The organism is Gaiella sp. (genome assembly GCF_039915195.1).
Taxonomy (GTDB): Bacteria; Actinomycetota; Thermoleophilia; order Gaiellales; family Gaiellaceae; genus Gaiella.
On record NZ_JBDSNT010000097.1, the window covers coordinates 1 to 18851 of the forward strand.

At 66.0% G+C, this 18851-nt stretch carries 20 protein-coding genes; 11 read left to right on the forward strand and 9 right to left on the reverse strand.

The window, feature by feature from the left end; genetic code table 11:
• Window positions 1-171: 171 nt before the first annotated feature.
• Entirely contained in the window at window positions 172-624 is a 453-nt protein-coding gene (greA, locus tag ABIR74_RS09605; protein WP_348177469.1) for a transcription elongation factor GreA, read from the reverse strand.
• 38 nt (window positions 625-662) lie between these two features.
• Here greA and ABIR74_RS09610 point away from each other — a divergent pair, with 38 nt between their 5' ends.
• A complete protein-coding gene (locus tag ABIR74_RS09610; protein ID WP_348177471.1) occupies window positions 663-944 on the forward strand; it encodes a hypothetical protein in 282 nt (93 codons plus the stop codon).
• Window positions 929-1459 carry a DUF6036 family nucleotidyltransferase gene (locus ABIR74_RS09615; protein WP_348177473.1) on the forward strand — a complete coding sequence of 177 codons (531 nt, stop codon included), beginning with the start codon at window positions 929-931 and terminating at the stop codon, window positions 1457-1459. The genes ABIR74_RS09610 and ABIR74_RS09615 overlap by 16 nt, the downstream gene beginning before the upstream one ends.
• Before the next feature lie 58 nt (window positions 1460-1517).
• Here ABIR74_RS09615 and ABIR74_RS09620 read toward each other — a convergent pair whose 3' ends face one another.
• The 5 genes from ABIR74_RS09620 to ABIR74_RS09640 form a co-directional block, all read right to left on the reverse strand.
• On the reverse strand, window positions 1518-3188 hold the full coding sequence (locus tag ABIR74_RS09620) for a formate--tetrahydrofolate ligase (protein WP_348177475.1): 1671 nt from the start codon (window positions 3186-3188) through the stop codon (window positions 1518-1520).
• 114 nt (window positions 3189-3302) lie between these two features.
• A complete protein-coding gene (locus tag ABIR74_RS09625) occupies window positions 3303-4517 on the reverse strand; it encodes an FAD-dependent oxidoreductase (RefSeq protein ID WP_348177477.1) in 1215 nt (404 codons plus the stop codon).
• On the reverse strand, window positions 4514-5119 hold the full coding sequence (locus tag ABIR74_RS09630) for a hypothetical protein (RefSeq protein ID WP_348177479.1): 606 nt from the start codon (window positions 5117-5119) through the stop codon (window positions 4514-4516). The genes ABIR74_RS09625 and ABIR74_RS09630 overlap by 4 nt, the downstream gene beginning before the upstream one ends.
• Window positions 5116-7773, reverse strand: a complete 2658-nt coding sequence (locus ABIR74_RS09635) for a 2Fe-2S iron-sulfur cluster-binding protein (protein ID WP_348177481.1) — start codon at window positions 7771-7773, stop codon at window positions 5116-5118. The genes ABIR74_RS09630 and ABIR74_RS09635 overlap by 4 nt, the downstream gene beginning before the upstream one ends.
• A complete protein-coding gene (locus ABIR74_RS09640; RefSeq protein WP_348177525.1) occupies window positions 7770-8021 on the reverse strand; it encodes a sarcosine oxidase subunit delta in 252 nt (83 codons plus the stop codon). The genes ABIR74_RS09635 and ABIR74_RS09640 overlap by 4 nt, the downstream gene beginning before the upstream one ends.
• A 71-nt stretch (window positions 8022-8092) precedes the next feature.
• Between ABIR74_RS09640 and ABIR74_RS09645 the strand changes: the two genes are divergently transcribed.
• The 8 genes from ABIR74_RS09645 to ABIR74_RS09680 all read left to right on the forward strand — a co-directional run bounded on the left by ABIR74_RS09645 (window position 8093) and on the right by ABIR74_RS09680 (window position 15818).
• Window positions 8093-8869 (forward strand): IclR family transcriptional regulator, encoded by a 777-nt coding sequence (locus ABIR74_RS09645; RefSeq protein WP_348177483.1) that lies wholly within the window; start codon window positions 8093-8095, stop codon window positions 8867-8869.
• Between the two features lie 128 nt (window positions 8870-8997).
• Entirely contained in the window at window positions 8998-10395 is a 1398-nt protein-coding gene (locus ABIR74_RS09650) for a glutamine synthetase family protein (RefSeq protein WP_348177485.1), read from the forward strand.
• A gap of 31 nt (window positions 10396-10426) precedes the next feature.
• A complete protein-coding gene (locus ABIR74_RS09655) occupies window positions 10427-11356 on the forward strand; it encodes a glutamine amidotransferase (RefSeq protein WP_348177487.1) in 930 nt (309 codons plus the stop codon).
• Window positions 11344-12132, forward strand: a complete 789-nt coding sequence (locus ABIR74_RS09660) for a GXGXG motif-containing protein (protein ID WP_348177489.1) — start codon at window positions 11344-11346, stop codon at window positions 12130-12132. The genes ABIR74_RS09655 and ABIR74_RS09660 overlap by 13 nt, the downstream gene beginning before the upstream one ends.
• Before the next feature lie 10 nt (window positions 12133-12142).
• Window positions 12143-13579, forward strand: coding sequence for an FMN-binding glutamate synthase family protein (locus ABIR74_RS09665; protein WP_348177491.1), 1437 nt, complete (start codon window positions 12143-12145; stop codon window positions 13577-13579).
• Entirely contained in the window at window positions 13572-14012 is a 441-nt protein-coding gene (locus tag ABIR74_RS09670) for a hypothetical protein (RefSeq protein WP_348177492.1), read from the forward strand. Before ABIR74_RS09665 ends, ABIR74_RS09670 begins: the two co-directional genes overlap by 8 nt.
• Window positions 14013-14077: 65 nt before the next feature.
• Window positions 14078-14941 (forward strand): phytanoyl-CoA dioxygenase family protein, encoded by an 864-nt coding sequence (locus ABIR74_RS09675; protein WP_348177494.1) that lies wholly within the window; start codon window positions 14078-14080, stop codon window positions 14939-14941.
• Between the two features lie 16 nt (window positions 14942-14957).
• A complete protein-coding gene (locus tag ABIR74_RS09680; protein WP_348177496.1) occupies window positions 14958-15818 on the forward strand; it encodes a DMT family transporter in 861 nt (286 codons plus the stop codon).
• Between the two features lie 13 nt (window positions 15819-15831).
• On the opposite strand, the gene ABIR74_RS09685 is transcribed toward ABIR74_RS09680, so the two are convergent.
• From ABIR74_RS09685 to ABIR74_RS09695, 3 genes are all read right to left on the reverse strand, one after another.
• Window positions 15832-16935: an aminomethyltransferase family protein gene (locus ABIR74_RS09685; protein ID WP_348177498.1), complete on the reverse strand. Its 1104-nt coding sequence runs from the start codon at window positions 16933-16935 to the stop codon at window positions 15832-15834.
• 70 nt (window positions 16936-17005) lie between these two features.
• Window positions 17006-17299 carry a hypothetical protein gene (locus ABIR74_RS09690; protein WP_348177500.1) on the reverse strand — a complete coding sequence of 98 codons (294 nt, stop codon included), beginning with the start codon at window positions 17297-17299 and terminating at the stop codon, window positions 17006-17008.
• On the reverse strand, window positions 17296-18405 hold the full coding sequence (locus tag ABIR74_RS09695) for an aminomethyltransferase family protein (RefSeq protein ID WP_348177502.1): 1110 nt from the start codon (window positions 18403-18405) through the stop codon (window positions 17296-17298). The genes ABIR74_RS09690 and ABIR74_RS09695 overlap by 4 nt, the downstream gene beginning before the upstream one ends.
• Before the next feature lie 98 nt (window positions 18406-18503).
• Between ABIR74_RS09695 and ABIR74_RS09700 the strand changes: the two genes are divergently transcribed.
• On the forward strand, window positions 18504-18845 hold the full coding sequence (locus ABIR74_RS09700) for a cupin domain-containing protein (RefSeq protein ID WP_348177503.1): 342 nt from the start codon (window positions 18504-18506) through the stop codon (window positions 18843-18845).
• Window positions 18846-18851 lie beyond the last annotated feature (6 nt).

Consider the following 18851-nt stretch of genomic DNA (forward strand, 5'->3'; position numbering starts at 1 on the left):
ACACTACGAGATACAGCCGATCCGTGCCCCTCCTCGACGCGATCGGGATCGTCACCTCCGACACGGCGGCCCCTGCCACTTCTCGGGGCAGCGCAACGCGCGCGTACTGGATCCCGACGCCAACCAGGCGACCTGCTCGCCCCGTCAGCGGATGATCGGGCGAGTAACGCCTCAGGCAGCGCGGATCGAGACGACCGTCGCGCGCCAGGAGCCGCGCGGGGCGGGCACGTCGACGCCCTCGCCCACGGCCGCGCCCATCAGAGCACCCCCGAGCGGCGATGTCGGCGAGACGCCGCCGACGCTCGAGATCTCGATCTCCATCCTCTCGCCCTGCTCGTCCTCGATCTCGACGATCGAGCCGACGCCGACCGAGTCCGTCGAGGTGTGCTCGACGATGACGGCATGCTGCAGCTTGTGCTGCAGCCGCGTGATGCGCGCCTCGAGCAGGCCCTGTTCGTTCTTCGCGGCGTGATACTCGAAGTTCTCGGAGAGATCGCCGAACGCCCGCGCCGTTGCGATCGCATCGACCGCCGCCTTGCGCTGAGGCCCCTCCATGTCGGCGAGCTCCGCGTCGAGCGCAGCGCGCTGTGCCGCTGTCAGTTGCTGGCCTTCTAGATCGCTCATGGGTGGAATCTAGTCCACACCGCACGTACTCTGTGGACATGCCTCCTGATCTGCTCGCCCTCCCCGGTGGCGATCTCGTCGAAGCAGGCCTTCACGACCTCGGCAACCGGGTCGTCAGCGACGAGTCTCTTCTCGTTTCGATCGGTCGATCTCGGCTCGTCCAGCTCGGCCTCGCCGTCCCGGCAGGTTTCGAGGATCCCGAGCACAGACTGTACGGCCGGCTCAGCGAGCGGTTCGGCGACGCGGCCCATGGGCGCTACAACGCGCTCGTCCGCAGGCTCGTCTCCTTTGAGCGGGCGTTTGCATGCGTCGACTCGTAGACGCCGAACGGCTGCGCGCGTTCATGCGCGCGCTCGGCAGACGAACCGATGTGGAGACGACGTGCTATGTGACGGGCGGCGCAACGGCAGTTCTGCTCGGCTGGCGCGACTCGACGATCGACATCGACGTGCTGTTCGCGCCCGAGAACGATCAGCTCCTCCGCGCTCTCCCCGAGCTGAAGGAGGATCTCGAGATCAACGTCGAGCTTGCATTCCCTGGAGACTTCGTTCCCATGCCGGCCGGCTGGGAGGAGCGGAGCCCGTTCGTGAAGCAGGTCGGATCGGTGGGATTCCGGAACGTCGACTTCTATGCGCAGGCGCTCTCCAAACTGGAGCGTGGCCACGATCGTGATCTCACCGATGTGGCGGAGATGGTCTCGCGCGGTCTCGTCGACCTCGCGCGGCTACGCGTCTGCTTCGACGAGATCGAGCGGGAGCTGTATCGGTTTCCGGCGATCGACCCGGGTTCGTTCCGGGCTGCGGTGGAGGCGGTCGCGGACACCAGCCGAGCCTGAAGCTCCTCACCGATGAGGTAACCCTGACGCGGCTACCGCCGCGTCAGGGGCCGTTCTGTCAGAACAACCCGATGGTTTCGCCATTCTCGTCGATGTCGATGTCGTACGCAGCCGGCTTCGCGCCGAAACCGGGCATCTGGAGCATGTCGCCGCAGAGCGGCACGAGCATGCCGGCGCCGGAGTAGACCCGGATGTCGCGGATCGGCACCGTGAAACCGGTAGGTCGGTTCAGCTGCTTCGGGTCGTGCGAGAGCGAAAGGTGCGTTTTTGCCATGCAGATCGGCAGGTGTGCGAGCCCCTGCTTCTCGTAACGGGCGATCGCCTCCTTCGCCGCGGGGGCGAGGTCGATGCCGTCGGCACCGTAGACGGTCTTCGCGATCTTCTCGATCTTCGTCGCGATCGGCTCGTCATCGGTGTAGAGCATCTGGAAGTTCGACTCGGCGTCCGCAGCTGCCGCAACGACCTCGGCGAGCTCGATCGTGCCCTCCCCACCCTGGCCGAAGCCGTTGTGGATCGCGGCGCCAAAGGCGCCGGCCTCGAGCGAGCGGGTCTTGATCAGCTCGAGCAGCTCCTCCTCATCGTCCGGGCGCGTGTTGATCGCGACGACCGGCTGAATCCCGAAAGCACGCACGTTCTCGATGTGCTTCGCGAGGTTGGCCATGCCGGTCTCGACCTCGGCAGTCATCTGGGCCATCTCGGCCTTCTCGCGCCAGTCACCGCCACCGTGGTGGCGGAGCGCACGCACCGTCGCGACGATCACGACGACGTGCGGCTTGAGGCCACCGACGCGGCAAACGATGTCCATGAACTTCTCCATCCCGAGATCGGCCGCGAAGCCCGACTCGGTGATCACGAACTCGCCCAGCTTGAGGGCGATGCGATCGGCGATGACCGAGTTGTTGCCGTGGGCGATGTTCGCGAACGGGCCCGCGTGCATGAAGCAGATCTGACCCTCGAGTGTCTGAACGATGTTCGGCTTGATCGCGTCCTTGAGGAGCACCGCCATGGCGCCCGCAGCCTTGACGTCCTCTGCCGTGATCGGATCACCCGCCGACGAATAGCCAACCGTGATCGCGCCGAGCTTCTTGCGGAGGTCGGCGAGATCGGTCGCAAGCGCGACGACCGCCATGACTTCACTTGCAGCCGTTATGTCGAAGCCCGACTCCGCGGGAATCCCGTTCTTGGTGCCGCCGAGGCCGCCGACGATGTTGCGGAGCGAGCGATCCGTAACGTCGATCGCGCGTCGCCAGGTGACCGTCGCGATCTCCGGCTCGTGCCGGTGGAAGCGGTGCGCGTCGACGAGGGCGGAGAGAAGGTTGTTCGCGGCCGTGATCGCGTGCATGTCACCCGTGAAGTGGAGGTTGATGTCCTCCATCGGCACGACCTGGGCGTAGCCGCCGCCGGCCGCTCCCCCCTTGACGCCGAATACCGGCCCGAGCGACGGCTCGCGCAACGCGAGGATCGCACGGCGGCCGATCTTGCCGAAGCCCTGCGTCAGTGAGACAGATGTGGTCGTCTTCCCCTCACCGGCGGGAGTCGGCGTGATCGCCGTCACGTTGATCAGCTTCGCGTCCGGCGCATCGGCCAGACGATCGAGAATCGAGAGATCGACCTTCGCCTTGTAGCGACCGTAGAGCTCCAGCTCGTCCGGCTCGATGCCTACCTCCGCTGCGACGTCGGCAATGGGGCGCATGACGGCTGCCTGCGCGATTTCGAGGGAGGAGAGCATCTCAGTTAACCCTTTCGTTCATGGTTGAATCCCGTCGTTTGCCCGAATCCTGTAGGGGCGAGGCGCGTGCGAGCAGAGCGAGCACAAGCCTCGCCCGCGGCCTGAGGCGGACCCTCAATGACTTACCGCGGCGGCCGCGAGCTCGGAAACGAGATTGTCGTTGTAGAAACGCTCGAGCTTGAACGGCTCGATCAGCTTGGGCGTCTTGCCCGTCGCGATCAGCTCGGCGAGCGTCACACCCGTGATCGGTGCGGCCTTGAAGCCATAGGTGCCCCAGCCACAGTCGACGAGGAAGCCGTCGACCTCGGTCTCGCCGATGATCGGGCTGTAGTCGGGGCTCATGTCGCACAGCCCCGTCCAGTGGCGAAGGATCTTCGTCGCGTGGAGCTGCGGGAAGAGCTCGAGAATGTGGCGGCACGCGTACTCGATGAACGGGAACGTTCCCTTGTTGGAGTACGTCGGGTACGGCTCGACCTCGGCGCCGATCAGGAACTCACCACGATCGGTCTGGGAGCAGTAGATGTGCATCTGGGCCGAAACGATGATCTTGTCAAGGAACGGCTTCACCGGCTCGGTCACGAAGGCCTGCAGGATCGACCCTGTCAGCGGGAGTGGCACGCCGGCCATCGCGGCGACGGGGGTCGACCAGCCGGCGGTTGCGCTCAGCACGACGCCCGCAGAGATGTCGCCCTGGTTCGTCTTGACGCCGTAGACCTTGCCGTTCCGGACATCGAACCCGGTGACCTCGACGCCCTGGTGGATCTCGGCGCCGCGACGACCGGCCTGCTTGGCGTAGCCCCAGACGACCGCGTCGTGGCGGATGATCCCACCAGGCGGGTGGTAGAGGGCGCCCTGGATCGGCCACGTCACGTCCTCGCCGATGTGGATCTGCGGGCAGAGCTTCTTGACCTCCTGGCGGTCGATCACGCGACTGTTGATGCCGAGGAGCTTGTTGACCTCGGCACGCTCGTTCTGGACGACGAGCGACCGGTCGGAGTGCGCGAGCGTGAAGTGCCCGTGCTGCGAGAACATCATGTTGAAGTCGAGGTCTGCGGAGAGCTTCTCGTAGAGCTTGACGCTCTCGGTGTAGAACGCCGCTCCTTCGGGGGTGCGGTAGTTCGAACGGATGATGGTCGTGTTCCGCCCCGCCGCGCCCGACCCGATGTAGCTCTTCTCCAGGATGGCGACGTCGGTGATGCCGTGGTGGATCGCGAGGTAGTACGCGGTCGCGAGACCGTGGGACCCACCGCCCACGATGACGACGTCATAGTGCTTCTTCAGCGGCCCGGGCCGCTTCAGGATCTCCTTGCGGAAGAAGATGTCCTTCATGCCGCTCCCCTACCGAGTGCGTCGACGCCAACGGGGCCTCCACCGAGCGCGGAGGCGCGGTCGACCGCGACCTCCCAGACGTACTGACCGAGCTCCTGCGCGCAGATGACCCAGTAGCCGCCGCCGCGCTGAAGGACGTGCCCCTGCACGTGTGCGATCTCGCCGCCCGAGGGGAAGTGGTGGATGTGGGTCAATCGGCGTAGCACCGTCTCTGCCTCCGGACCGGCTATCGCGATCACCGAGTAGCCGCTCGTGACGTCGAGCGAGAAGCGCTCACCGACCTGCGCCCGCACCGCGTCGGCAAGCGACGGCGCGCACATGACGAGCGCGCGCCGCGGCGAGATCTCGTACCAGACGACTCCATCGCCCTCGATCGGCGTACCGGCGGGTCGCAGCTCGAGCTTCGTCAGGTGTGACACGTCCGCGATCTGGACTGCCGCGTGGGCCTCCTCGCCCGGGATCGCGACCGGGACGAGCCAGCCATCGCGCTCCTCGAACGTGGCGCCGAGGTCGCGCTGCGCGCGAGCGATCGCCGACGTTGCTACGGGATGGAATCCCCCTCGATCGGCCGCAGCGTCGACGGACATGAAGGCGTGGCTCACGACTTCACCTTCTCGCCGGCGGGGTCGTAGAAAGCACCGAGGTGCACCGTCATGGGTGTCGGCTTGCCGTTGACCTGAACGTCGAAGCGTCCGCCGTCGACTGCCAGTTCGTTCGGCACGATCGCGAGCCCGATCACCTTGCCGAGCTCCGCGCTCCTCCGCACGCTGGTGACGCGACCCGAGGACACACCGTCGATGACGACCTGGCCGCCTTCGACCGGAATCGCACCGGTGGGACTTTCGAAGCCGACGAGCATCCACTTGAGGCCGCGGTCGGCGACCTGCTGCGTCGCCCACTTGCCGACCCACTCGAACTCCTTGTCGTTCTTCACGAGCCACGGCATGGCTGCCTCGTGGAGGTTCGACTCGGAGTCGGTGTCCTGGCTCACGATCACGTGGCCCTTCTCGAGCCGAAGGATGCGCTGCGGCTCGAGGCCGAAGGGCTTCGGATCGAGGTCTGCAGCCTTCTCGAAGATCGCGTCCCACACGTGCTCGGCGAGCGAGCCCGGGAAGTGAAGCTCGTAACCGAGCTCGCCGACGAAGCCGATGCGAAGCGCAAGAGTCGGGACCCCGGCGACGGTGACATGCTTCGCGTCGAGGTACCCGAACCCCTCGGAGGAGAAGTCGTCGTCCGAGACCCGCTGCATCGCCTCACGCGCATTCGGGCCTGCGACGTTGACCGCGGCGAGCGCACCGGTCATGTTCGCGAATTTCACATCCATGAACCAGACGGCGTTCCACCAGGTGAACCACTGGTAGACGCCGTCGGCTCCGGTCGACGTGGCCGAGACGTAGAACGTGTTCTCGTCGACCCGCGCGACGACGCCGTCGTCCATGATCCGGCCCGCGTCACCCGTGAGCACGCCGTAGCGCGTGCGCCCGACCTTGAGGTCGGAGAAGCGGTTCGGGTAGACGCGGTCGAGGAACGCTCCGGCGTCGGGGCCGGTGACGAGGATCTTGCCGAGCGTGGAAACGTCGATCAGGCCGAGCGCCCTGTGCACGTGCTGCGCCTCGGCGCCGGCATCCGGGCCGTAGGAGTGCGGGCGGCGCCACGCTCCGGTCCACATCATCGTTCCGCCCATGTCTTTGTGGCGGTGATGGAGGGAGGTGCGTTTCTTCGGCTCCTGCGGCGGACCGGCGAGCAGGCCCATCGAGATCGGCGTGTACGGCGGCCGGGAGGTCGTCGTGCCGATCGTGTTCTCGTCGAGTCCGGTGGTCTTCGCATAGACGCGAATCGAGTTCGTGTGGCAAAGCCGTCCCTGGCACGGCCCCATCGTCACCGTCGTGTAGCGCTTCGACAACTCGATCGAGTCGAACCCCTCGGCGATCGCGTACTTCAGATCCTTCGTGGTCTGGTCTTCGCAGAAGCAAACGAAGCACTTGTCGCCACGGTGGTCGAGGATCGGGCTCGGTACGGCCGGCTCACCGACGTCGCCGGTGACGGCGCCGACGGCTTCGACGTTCGCGGGGAGGTCGGTCGGTACGAAGACGCCACGACTCTCGTCGTAGGCGACGCGGGCCCCGGCCTGCGCGAGGAGCTTGTAGTTCGGCTGCGGACTGCCCGACATGACGAGCAGGTCGGCCCTGACGTGGATCCCGCCGATCGCAACCTGGGCGACCTTGCCGCCCTTGCCCTGCGCCTCGATGGACGGGCTCTCGTCACGGAAGTCGACGATCTTCGCGATCTCGACGCCGGCCGCCTCGAGGTCGGCAGCGGCCTGCAGTCCTCGATCGTCGACCGTCAGCACGACGGCGCGTTCGGCCGGCTTGATCGAGAACCCGTTGACGAGCCGACGGACGGCGTCCGGCAGCATCACGCCGATGAGGTCGTTGCCCGGGAAGACCAGTGGCTGCTCGACGATGCCGCTCGCGACGATGACGCGGTGCGCGCGGAACTTGATCAGCAGGTTGCCGTAGGCCACCGGCACCATGCCCTGCTCGAAGAGGCCGATCGCGATTGCCGGAGCGAGGATCTCCACTCCTGCCTCCACGGCCGCCCTGCGAAGCTCTGCCGCAGTCCCGATTCCATCGCGATCTGCGAGAAGGGCACCCCCGACGTCGTAGCCCTCGTCGATCACGACGACGGAGTTGCCTGCTTGCGCGGCAGCGATTGCGGCCTCGAGGCCGGCCTGGCCGCCACCGATCACCGCTACGTCGGTATGCCGGTTCTCGACGTCGACACGCTCCTGGCGCGATCCGTTCGGATCGAGCGGCCCGAGGCCAGCCGCACCGCGAAGGAACTTCTCGTAGAGCGGCCAGAGCTTGCGGGGGCGAATGAAGGTCTTGTAGTAGAAGCCGGGGGGCGTGAACGGGCCTGCGAACTTGTCCGTCGCCTGCATGAGGTCGTGCTGCAGCGAGCCGATGTAGTTCTGGCCCTTCACGGCGGTGCCTTCGCGGAGTGGCGTCGTGCAGACGCGAACGCTCGGGATCCCGTCGACTGTCATCTGGCAGTTCGCGCAATGGCCCGAGCAACAAACGAGGCCGCGCGGACGGTGGTACTTGAAGCTCCGCGAGAAGACCCGCTGCCCGGATGCGTAGAGCGCCGATCCGATCGTGTCGCCCGCGAAGCCCTGCATGTGCTTCCCGTGAAACGTGAACGAGATCGGCGAGTTCCGATCAATCCGCTCGCCGTCCCGAGCATCGAGACGACTCACGCTGCCGGCTCCGGATGCCACGTCTTCTCGACCTCGTTCGTGTACGTGTGCCGGTCGGCCATGAACCAGTCCTCACACGTCCGGCAGAACCACCACTCGCGCTGCGTCCCCCAGACGTTGCGACGGAAGTAGATGTACTCGTTCAACTCGCGCACGGTCGGCGTCGAGGTCGGACGTCGGGTCGTCTCGCCGGCGCAGCGAAGCTCCTGCACTTCGCGCGGGCCACAGTTGGGGCAGGTGACGAGCATGGACACGGTTTCGACCCTCTTTTATTGCGCAAGGCGGGATAGCGTGCTACTAGTGGAAAGAGACTAGCGCGATGCCACGTACCGGTCAACCCTCAACCCGAGATGTCGAAGCGACGGTTCGCGCCGTCGAGATCCTCGATGCGCTCGCAGACGGCGGCGAACTCGGCACGAGCGAGGTAGCGAGGCGGACGGGGATCAGCCCGAGCACGGTCTCGCGGCAGCTCGGAACCCTGACCCGCGTCGGGCTCGTGGAGCACGTCACCGCGACGGGGCGCTACCGGCTCGGCGTGCGAACGCTGCGCTACGCAAACGCCGTGCTCGGACGACTCAATCTGCGCGACCTCGCTCGCCCCCACCTCGAGGAGCTCGTCCACCAGGTGGGGGAGACGGCGACGCTGTCGATCCCGGGCGAGGCCGATGCGATCACGGTCGACTTCGTCCCGACCGACCGCTACCTCCAGGGCGTGACGCGCCTCGGCCGGCCGAGCGTCGGCCATGCCTCATCGGCCGGCAAGGTGATGCTCGCGTTCGGCGACGTGATCACGCCGCGAACCAGGCTCACGGCATTCACGCCGCACACGATCACCGATCCTACCGCGCTCGCCGCCGAGATCGCGCTGGTACGCGAGCGAGGCTACGCCGAGGCGATCGAGGAACGCGAGGTCGGCCTGAGCGCGATCGCGGCACCCGTATGGGGCGCCGACGCCGAGCTCGCAGCCGTCGTGGCGCTCCAAGGGCCGACGAGCCGGTTCGACGGCGCGGCGATCGCTGCGGCCATCCCACTTCTCGCCGTCTGCGCCGAACGCATCTCCGTCGCACTTGGCTGGCATCCCGCTCTTGGCAATTGAGTCCCGCGGGGTACGATTCCCGCTTGACAGCGACCCCCCGGCAAGCGTAGACACGTGGTGACACGATACGCACCCCGTGTCGTGGCACCACACTGTTTCCGATCGTCCATCTGAAAGAGGAGGCCTACGTGGCAACCGATCTCGACCGCTTCGTCGCCGCCGAGGGTCGCGACAAGCTCGTCGCCGACGTCCGACGCCGCATTGACGCCGAGGGAATCACCTACATCTACTACCAGTTCATCTCCGTAACCGGCCGCATCATGGGCAAGGGCGTTCCCGCGCCGCACTGGGAGAGCATGGCTGCGAAGGGATTCCAGCTCGTCTACGGCTCAACGGCAAACCTGTTCACGGACCGTCACGGCGACTACATCGGCTACGGCCCGGAAGCGGCCGAGCTCGTCGGCATTCCCGAGCCCGAGACCTTCGACGTGCTCCCCTGGGATAGCAAGGTCGCCCGCGTCTGGTGCACCCTCTTCCGCAACCGGGAGGAGCAGGAGGACCCGGCCGCCTTCCTGAGCGCCGACTGCCGCGGCAACCTGAAGCGCATCCAGGCCGAGTTCGAGGCGGCGACCGGTCTTCACCTGCGCGCAGGCACCGAGCCCGAGATGATGTGGCTGAACATGAAGGAGGACGGCACGCCCGACGTCAGCGGCGTCACGAAGCCCTACTGCTACCACATCGACCAGTTCAGCCAGCTGCAACCGATCATCCACAAGGTCGTCGATTACGGGCAGGCGCTCGGGCTCGACATGATCCAGGGCGATCACGAGGACGCACCCGGCCAGATCGAGCTCAACTTCAACTACGACCGTGCCGAGCGGACCGCGGACAACCTCTCGACGTACCGCCAGATCTGCAAGCAGGTGGGTCGTGAGCTCAACGTCTTCCCGTGCTTCATGCCGAAGCCGTTCATGGGCGTCTCGGCGAACGGCTGCCACCACAACATCTCGCTCTGGCGCGGCGACGAGAACGCTTTCCTTCCCGAGACGGACGACCAGCGACTTCCGAGCCAGGTCGGGCTGTGGGCGATCGGCGGCATCCTCGAGCACCTCGGCGCACTGACCGCGATCTCGTCGCCGACGGTCAACTCGTACCGCCGTCTCTGGGACACGGGCTTCTGGGCGCCCGTCTTTGCCGACTGGGGCTTCCAGAACCGCACGACCGCGCTACGCGTGTCGGCCCCGGGCCGGTTCGAATATCGCTCCGTCGATTCGGCCGTGAACCCCTACCTGTCGATGTCGGCCTTGATCATGGCGATGTGGGACGGCATCGAGCGTAAGCTCGATCCGGGCGAGCCGGAGGAGCGGAACATCTACGCTGCAATGGAAGCAGGCAAGGAAGTCAAGAAGATCCCGATGACCTTCGGCGATGCCCTCGACGCCCTCGAGGCCGACGAGGTGATCAAGAAGGCTTTGCCCGGCGAGATGTACACCGTGTTCATGCACTACAAGCGCGACGAATGGGAGCGCTTCTGCGCGACCGTCACCGACTGGGACGTCAACGAGTACCTCGACATACTGCCCTGATCGACCACGAAAGGTTCGGAGACCAACCCAAATGTGTGGAATAGCAGGAATCATCTACAAGGACGGTGAGCATCCGATCGGGTCGGAGATGACCCGGATGCTGCAGTCGATGAAGCACCGTGGCCCGGACTCGACAGGGTACGCGCTCTACGGTCAACCGTCGGATCTCGTGATCATGCGCTACAAGCTCGCAGATGCGAACACGCCTCGTGACTTCGAGTACGAGGATCGACTGCGACGGCATCGATCCGAGGTCGAGCGTCGCCTGGCCTCGCTCGGCGCCCGCATCGAAGCGCTCGAGGAGGAGACCGAGTACGCGTTCAGGGTCACGCTCGAGTACTCGGGCGACCTCAAACGGCTCGCCGACTTCGTCGAGGACGTTCCCGATGTCGAGGTTCTCTCACTCGGCCACTCGCTCGAGATCATCAAGGACCTCGGCGACGCGGAGACGGTGGCTGGTGGCTATCACCTCAACTCCTTCACCGGGACGCATGCGATCGGCCACGTCCGGATGGCGACGGAGTCCGACGTCGATATCTCCGGGGCGCACCCGTACTGGGCGTACCCTTTCTCCGATGTCGCGGTCGTCCACAACGGGCAGCTGACGAACTACTTCCAGTGGAAGCGCCGCCTCGAACGCTCGGGACATCGCTTCCAGTCCGAATGCGACTCCGAGATCATCGCTGTCTACCTCGCAAAGCAGATGAGTGACGGCGCCTCGCTCGAGGAGGCGATGCGCCAGAGCCTCGAGGAGCTCGACGGCGTCTTCACCTACGTCTGCGTTACGAAGGACGCTCTCGGCGTCGCGAAGGACGAGATGGCCGCGAAGCCGCTCGTGCTCTACGAAGCCGACAACCTCGTGGCGCTTGCGTCCGAGGAGATCGCGATCCGCGCGATCATCGATCACGAGATCGAGACCTACGATCCGTACGAAGGAGAGGTGCTGGTATGGCAGCGGTAGGCGAGCACGCAATCAGCTATGACGCGCGCGGCCTGTCCGAGCCCGACGCGGCCGTACCCAAGGTCTCGGAGATCGACGGAACGTCCGCCGAGTTCGATGCGCACGACCTGTCGACCCGGCAGATCAACCTCGAGCTCCGCTGGCTGATCAACGAGCAGGGCGTGACCGATGTCACGGTACGCAACCCGGGCGCGAAACACTCGCTCGGCGTCGGCCTCCTCACGCGCTGCAAGATCACGTTCGACGGCAGCCTCGGCTATTTTGGCTGCGGTATCATCGACGGCCCCGAGGTTCACATCAAGGGGCGCGTCGGCTGGTCGGCGTGCGAGAACATGATGTCGGGCGTCGTCGTGATCGACAGCAACGCCGGCTCCCTCACGGGTGCAGCGTTTCGCGGCGGCGACCTCGTGATCAAGGGCCGCGTCGGAGCTCGCACGGGTATCGACCAGAAGGGTGGCACGATCCTGATCATGGGCTCGGCCGGCTCGATGAACGGCTTCATGATGCAGCGCGGTCGCCAGATCATTTGCGGCGACGTCGGCCACGGGCTCGGCGACTCGATGTACGACGGCACGATCTACGTCGGCGGCAAGGTGCGGTCCCTCGGGATCGACTGCGTCCCCGGGGAATGGACGGACGCCGACACCGAGTTCATCGAGCGGAAGTTCCGAATCTACGACCTTGGCGCCCCGCCCGAGCTGCAGAAGTTCGTGTGTGGCAAGAAGCTCTACAACTACGACAACCTCGAGCCGTCCGAGCGCAAGCTCGTCTTGTAGGAAAGGACACATGGCAGACGAGACAGCACCGAATCCACAGACCGTCCTCGGGCACAGCCGCATCTTCACCCCCGAGGTGATGAACGACATTCACATGAAGGCCGAACTCGGTCGCTACCGCATGCGTGGCTTCTCGATGTTCAAGCCGATCCCGCACTGGGACGAGCTGATGTTCATGCCGGGCACGTTGACCCGGTTCGTGATCGAGGGGTACCGTGAGAAATGCGTTACGAAGACCGTGCTCGGAGCGCGCTTCGCGAAGAAGCCGATCGAGCTCGACATCCCCGTCTACATCACGGGTATGAGCTTCGGCGCTCTTTCACTCGAGGCGAAGATGGCGCTCGCCAAGGGCGCCTCGATGGCGGGCACGGCAACGTGCTCGGGTGAGGGCGGGATGATCCCGCCGGAGCGCGACTACTCGACGAAGTGGTACTACCAGTGCATCCAGAGCCGGTACGGGTTCAACCCGCACCATCTGATGCTCGCCGACGCGGTCGAGTTCTTCATCGGCCAGGGCTGCAAGGTGGGCCTCGGCGGCCACCTGATGGGGCAGAAGGTGACCGAGCAGGTCGCCGAGATGCGCTCCCTCCCGGCCGGCATCGACCAGCGCTCGCCGGCTCGACACCCCGACTGGCTCGGCCCGGACGACCTCTCGCTCAAGATCCAGGAGATCCGCGAGGCGACCGATTACCAGATCCCGATCCAGCTCAAACTCGGTGCCTCGCGCGTCTACGACGACGTCCGCATGGCCGCCAAGTGCGGGCCGGACATCATCTACCTGGACGGCGCCGAGGGTGGTACCGGCGCAGGGCCGCACATCGCGACCGAGGAGACCGGGATCCCGCTGATGGCAGCGATCCCCGAGGCCCGGCGCGCGCTCGAGGATGTCGGCCTCGCAGACGAGATCGACCTCGTCGTCGCAGGCGGCATTCGCAACGGCGGCGACATCGCGAAGGCGATCGCCCTCGGCGCGAAGGCTGTCGCGATCGGGCACTCGGCGCTGATGGCTCTCAATTGCAACAAGGAGATCCCCGGCGTCACCGACTACGAGGGCACCGTCGGTGTCCCCGCGGGCAAGTGCTACCACTGCCACACCGGGCGCTGCCCGGTGGGCGTCGCAACGCAGGATCCGGAGCTTCGTAAGCGTCTCGTCGTCGAGGACGCGGCCGAGCGGGTCTACAACTTCCTGCACACGCTGACGCTCGAGGTGCAGATGCTCGCGCGTGCGTGCGGCAAGACGAACGTTCACTCGCTCGAGCCGGAGGACCTGTGTGCCCTCACGGTCGAGGCGGCTGCGATGGCGAAGGTGCCTCTCGCCGGCACGGGCTGGATTCCCGGCGTCAGCGAGGAGCGAACGCTCGCGAAGATCGAGCGGATGCTGGAGCGGCATCTCGAGAACCCGATCGACTACCTACCGAGCGCGGCGGAGGTGATGTCCGGTGAGTGAGATGGCCTACTCGGAACCGGAGAAGATCCAGTCCATCGATGCCGAATTCCTCGCCGGGCACCGCTTCCCCTACCAGGAGGACATCTCCCTGGTCGAGAGCGTCGATCTCGACGCGTCGACTCCGGGCGGTGACATCAACTGGCTCGAGGACATCGAGCTTCTCCAGGAGGACGGAACTCCTGCGGTGTTCGATCGCTACTCGAACTCGTTCATCAAGATCTACTTCCCGATCCCGGAGGGACGGGAGAATGAGATCGCCCGGAAGGTGCTGATGACGCACCTGCAGACCGGAAACTCGTATGGGACACAGCTGAAGGAGAAGCACTGCAAGTTCCCGCAGCCGGAGCTCGGCCCGTGGGTCGCGAATTCGAAAACCGTCGGCACCGACTGGAAGCCCCCTGTCCTCGAGGGCTGGGAGCCGCCGACCCACTGACGCACCAAGGGCAGGATCCCGCACGACCGGATCCTGCCCTTGGTGGTCAGAGCCCGAGAACCATGATGACACTCATCGAATCGTTCACGCACCGGCAGATCGAGGACTTCAACCGCGACGGCTTCCTGATCGTCGAGGAAGGTCTCGTCTCGGAGCGCGCCCTCGAGCTTCTGCGCGGACGCTACGAGGGGCTCTTCGACGGTAGGTACGAGACCGGAATCAAGCCCGATGAGGTGAACTGGGTTCCGGGACGCGACCCGGAGGACCGAACGCGCCAGATTTGCAATGGCTGGCGCGCAGACTCCGTCATTGCCGCGCAGGTGCTGAACGCTCGCACCGGGCGCCTCGGGGCGCAGCTCGGAGGCTACCGCGGCACGCGGATCCTGCAGGACAACGTCCTCTGGAAGCCTCCCGGGACGAAGGCGATCGGCTTCCACCAGGATTCGTCGTACGCGGACTACCTCGTGCCCGCGGAAATGCTGACATGCTGGATCTCCCTCCACGATACGACCGCCGGCGCGGGCCCACTCGAGTTCGTCCGTGGCTCGCACCAGTGGCCCCGGACGCCGCCCGAACGGTCGCAGTTCCACGCACCCGAGGACTGGCTTGCGCCGGCGCGTAACGCGGCGCCGGAAGGTGCGGAGTTCGAGGTCGTGCCGGTCGTCGTGAAGGCAGGGGGCGGCTCCTTCCACCACGGGCTCACGTGGCACGGCTCATCTCCGAATACGAGCGCCTCCGTCGCACGGATGGCACTCGTGACGCACATGCTTCCGGTCGAGGTGCGCTTTCACGAGCACAACGTCGACCTGATCTATTCGCGATACAAGCGGTTCGGCGACCTCTCCCTCGACGAGTCGTTCTTCCCCGTGCTGTGGGACGAGAGCGGCTACCGAACGCCGTGGCTCGCCGGCCTGCCGGACATCGACTAGAGCCGAACCCGGTCGGATGGGAGTTCTCTTCGGCCTCGGCGCGGCCGTCACCTGGGGGTCAGCCGACTATGTTGCCGCGATTGCGGGCCGGCGGATCGGCTCGCATCGTGTCGTGCTGGGCTTTCACGTCGTCGCGACCTTCCTCCTCGCGCTCCTCGTCCTCGGGACGGGGTCACTGGAGGGCGTGAGCGCTGCCGACGTCGGCTTTTTCGTGCTCGTCGGCGCGATCGGGTGGACCGGGTATGCGTGCTTCTACCGGGCGCTCGCGATCGGGCCGATCTCCGTCCTCAGCCCGATCGTGTCCGGGTACGCGATGGTGACGCTCCTCCTCGCGATCATCCTCCTCGACGAGCGGCTCGGAGTGGCGGCGGCGTGCGCCGTCGTGGTCTCCGTCTTCGGCATCGTGCTCGCCTCGTCAGGGCTACGACACATCTTCCGGGTCGAACGAGTCGACGCGCACGGGCTCCTGTTCGCGCTCGCCGCGATGGTTCTGATCGGCGCCTTCGTCCTGGGGGTGTCGGTGAAAGCGGACGACCTCGGCTGGCTCGCCCCCGTCTTTCTCGCCCGGCTCTTTTCCACGGTCTTCGTCTTCGCCTCGCTGATCAAGGGCGGTGGCTGGCGTTTTCCCGACCGCTCACCACGCGTCCTCTGGGCGGTCGTCGCGCTCGCACTGCTCGACACGGCCGGGTACATCTCCTTCAACCTGGGCACGGAGCACTCCGACACGGCGATCGTCGCCGCCGCGTCGGCGCCGTACGCCGTGATTCCGGTGATTGCCGGTGTGATGTTCTTCCACGAGCGACCGACCCCCACCGAGTGGGTGGGCGTCGGGTTCGTGATCGCCGGCCTCGTGCTGCTCGGGATCGCGGTCGGGTAACGCGCCCCGCGACCTACGCGCGCGGGCGGGCCTTCTCGGGATCGTAGACCGGCAGCGTCTCCACCGTCGCTGCGGCCGTTCCGTCGCCGACGGCCACCTCGACCCGCTCACCGACCGTGGCGCAGCCGGTCTCGAGGACGGCCATCCCGATCACCTTGCCGAGCGTCGGGCTCTCGCACGGGCTCGTGAGAGTGCCGACCGGAGCACCGTCCTTCGTCACCGCGGCGCCGTACTCGGGCACGTCGTCGCCGTCGAGCACGAGCGTCACGAGCCGGTTCGGCGGGTGCGCCGACTCGGCCTCGAGCGCGGCCTTACCGCAGAAGTCGGGCCCATCGAACCGGATCATCTTGTCGAGCGACATGTCGTAGGGGCTCGTCTCACCCGGGAAGTAGTCGTATCCGATGAAGATCAGCCCCGACTCGATCCGGATCGTCTCGACCGCCGCGAGCCCGTAGGGGCGAGCCCCGGCGCCGACGACGGCTGCCCAGAGCTGCTCCGCGCCACCCGGTTCGCAGAAGAGCTCGAAGCCGAGCTCGCCCGAGTAGCCGGTGCGCGACACCCAGCACGGTACGCCGCCAACCTCGACCTTCTCGGGCCAGAAGCGAAAGTACCGGAGCGAGGAGACATCGGCCTCGCAGATCGACTGCAGGAGCTCCGGAGAGCGAGGGCCATTGATGCCCACCTGCGGCGTCTCGACAGTGTAGGGCGTGATCTCGACGTCGAGGCCCGCGACCACCTTTCTGAAGTGATCGAGGTCGGTGTCGAGCGCCGTCACGACGATGCAGAAGGCGTCGTCTACCCTGAATACCGTCCCGTCGCCGACCATCTTCCCGTTCTCGTCGCAGAAGGGCGCGTAGCGCACCTGTCCGGCCACGAGACCGAGCATGTCGTTCGTGAAGATGCGGTCGGCTGCGGCGAGTGCATCGGCGCCGCTGAAGCCCCACTTGCGCAGCGGTGAGGCGTCCCAGACGCCGACGTCGTTACGAACCGCGTGATGCTCGGCGACAGAATCGCCGAACGTGCTCGGCCAGTACCAGCCCTCCCAGTCCATGAACTCGCAACCGAGTTCGCGCTGTGGACTGTCGAATGCCGTGCGAATGATCTCTGTCGATCCCATTGGGGCCTCCTTTGACGTGAACGGATATCGGAACTATCTCACTGCTGAGTCCAGCAGGCCCGCCCACCCGTCAAGCGCGAATCAGCAGCCCGCCATTCTGGGTTGCGCCCTCGAGGAACACGAGCCAGTCGATCCACAGCTGGCCGTCGGAGATCCCGAGCGGAGTCTCCCGCGCAACCGCGATCGTCTCTTCCACCTCGTCGGCAGTGAGGAGTGCATCTGAACCGGGCTCGGGCAGCCTGCTGCCCGGCCAGGGCATGCCCTGCAAGGTCATCTCGCCCGTAAGTGCCTCCATGTCACCGACGCTCAGCCAGACATGACCGCTGACGCCGTCGTTTCGCCGCCAGTAGATGCGGTAGCTCAAGCGAGCTCCTTGGCCTTTCGGCGCTGCTTCTCGTAGACCGGATGCTCGACGACCTCGCCGGGAACGTCCTCGCCGTCGACGCGCGCGACGACCTTCGTCCCGGGTACCTTCAGAGCCAGCGGGATCTTCGCAAGCCCGAGCGTCTGACCACCGAGGAAAGGTGACTCGACCGCCTGGGTGACGAGGCCAACCTCGACACCGTCGACGAAAAGTGGCGCGCCGCTCGCGGCGGCTCCACCGGAATCGAGCATGACGCTTCCGAGCCGGAGCGTCGTCGCATCACGATCGCGGACGATCCCCTCACGCCCCTGGAAATCTCCCTTCTCGAGGTCGACGGACCAGCCGAGCGCGCATTCGTACGGCGACACCGTCGGGTCGTACTCGACCCCGCCGATGATGAAGCCACCCTCGATCCGGAATAGGTCGAGTGCGTCCATCCCGATCACCTTCATTCCGAGTGGAGTCAGTTCGCGGAGCAGCGCGTCCCACAGTTCGAGGGCGTGCTCGCGGTCGACCCAGAGCTCGTAACCGAGCTCCGCCGTGTAGCCGAGCCGCGTCATGAAGACCGGCACACCGGCGATCTCGACGTCTTCGCGGAACGTGTAGTACGGAAACGCTGCGTTCGAGAGATCCGAGGCGGTCAACGACTGCAGCATCTCCCGGCTGAGAGGACCCTGGAGGCACAGATGCGGCGTCGCATCGGTTATCTCGGTCACCGCGATGCCCTCCGGCGCCAGCTCGTGGAACAGGTGGTAGTCACGGTCATTTGCGCCGCAAAACCGGATGTCATCGGCCGAGCGCACCATCACGGTGCAGTCGTCGATCATTTTCCCGTTCTCGTCGCACAGTGCGCCGTAGCCGATCTGGCCGACGCCGAGCTTCGAGACGTCGCGCGTGACGATGCCGTTGACGAACGCGAGCGCCCCGGGACCGGTGATGTCGACCTTGCGCAACATGGTGAAGTCCATCAGAGCCGCCGCCTCGCGGCACGCGCGGTACTCCTCGAGTGTGTCCGAGACGACAGCGGGCGCCCAGTACCCGAACAGGTCCATCCACTGGTCGGTCATCGCCTGTAGGCGCGGGTAGAACGTGGTCTCAATGCTCACTCGGGCACCTCTCTTCGTCGCAGTCAAGAGTTCTTCGTCCGCGGTCAAGCTCTAGAGTACAAAGGGATCGACGGCGCTGTGACGGGTACTGTTCTGGCATGACCGGCCCCTGGAAAACGCACGTCGACGCGGACGGCTGGGAGCCGATGGAGCTCGCCGGCGAGACCGTCGGCGAGGTGCACTCTCTCCGCTCCGATGACGGCGAGCGGCCCTACGAAGCAGGTCTGTGGCGCGTAATCGGTGACCTTCCGGCGCCGTTCGCCTACGACTTCGAACAGAACGAAACGATCCACGTCCTCGAGGGCGTCGTCGTGATCGCAGTGACGGACGGGCCGGTGCTCGAGCTCGCAGCAGGTGACATTGCGTCGTTCGCAGCAGGCTCGAGCGCCGTCTGGCGGATCTCCCGAACTCCGTTCAGAGAGCTCTTCGTTCTCAGCTGACCTGCG